Genomic DNA, 506 nt, shown 5'->3' on the forward strand with positions numbered 1-506 from the left:
GCGGGCCACAGGCTCTCCAGCTCGGCGATGACTTCAGACAGACGGGGCACGGGTGCAAGGCTACCCGCCTGATCTGTGGCGTTGAACCGCCGCCGCCCCAGCCCGCCCGCCCCCGTCCCGCGGAGCACAACCGTCCCCTTTCCCTCAGGCGAATCGTTCCTGGAACACCCTTATGTGTGAAGTCGGGAGCCGGCGCATTCCCCGGCTCCGCGTACGAAAACTACGTTCGTCACTGGAGGTGACCGAACGATGACAGCGTGTGCGATCGAGCCTTCGGCGGGACACGAGGACGACGAGGCCGCGCCGGCAGGATGCACACTCACCGCGGACGGCGCCTACGCCGCGCGCCTCGCGTCGGCCGGCGACTCCTGGTTCCCCGAGCGCTGGACCCTGGACGGCCCCGAGCCGTACGCGGTACCCCTGCCCCGCAACCAGCCGGAGGAGCCCGGCACCGAGGTGCAGCCGATGGGCGACGGGCGGGTCCTCATCCACCGTCTGGTGGCCGG

1 pseudogene is annotated in these 506 nt (G+C 70.8%); it reads left to right on the forward strand.

Annotation, left to right across the window (positions count from 1 at the left end):
• Positions 1-249: 249 nt before the first annotated feature.
• Positions 250-506: pseudogene (locus CCL05_RS46975) on the forward strand (hypothetical protein); the annotation flags it as partial.

It is taken from the genome of Streptomyces africanus, assembly GCF_002150735.1.
Taxonomy (GTDB): domain Bacteria; phylum Actinomycetota; class Actinomycetes; order Streptomycetales; family Streptomycetaceae; genus Streptomyces; species Streptomyces africanus.